This is a genomic window from Psychrobacter sp. 1Y4 (genome assembly GCF_051847555.1).
Window position 1 is genome coordinate 1 of sequence record NZ_JBPYDE010001023.1, and the last position, 547, is coordinate 547.

General features: G+C 38.2%; 1 pseudogene. It reads left to right on the forward strand.

The window, feature by feature from the left end:
- Positions 1–306: 306 nt before the first annotated feature.
- Positions 307–547, forward strand: a pseudogene (locus ACS8FC_RS20200) (hypothetical protein); the annotation flags it as partial.

Sequence of the window (547 nt, forward strand, 5' to 3'; positions counted from 1 at the left end):
TTGCTCTTTTTTAAACCACCATTTTGTAATACTCTCACATGAAGATTAAGCAAATCGATATTCATGTCTACGCTGATTAATTGCTTTGAGAGGGTTTTGTAACAGGAATTCAAAGTTTTGCAGGTTGGTGTAGCAATTATTACAGTAACTATGCAATCTTTACATAACGGCAAATAAAAAGCGCATCCTTGGGGGTGACTTTTTGAGTCAAAATTGTTTTAATCTCTCCAACAAAATGGTGGTTTAAAAAAGAGCAAAATTATCATTTTTTATGGGCGAGTTACTTCACACTTTAGGAGAATAATTATGAAACTTATCAAACTTACAGCTATCTCTGCTGCGGTTCTAGCATCAACTGCTGCATTAGCAGCTGATCCAGTTATCGTTGTTGATGACAACGATGCAGTAGTATACGAAGCTGAGCCAGTAGCTGTTGCCTATCAAGCAGAACCTGCTTATGCATACAATGCTGATGCTGGTATCGTAAGCAACACAGCTGGTGCTGTGGTTGGTGGTACTAAAACTTTCTTCCAAACCGCTGTTAACC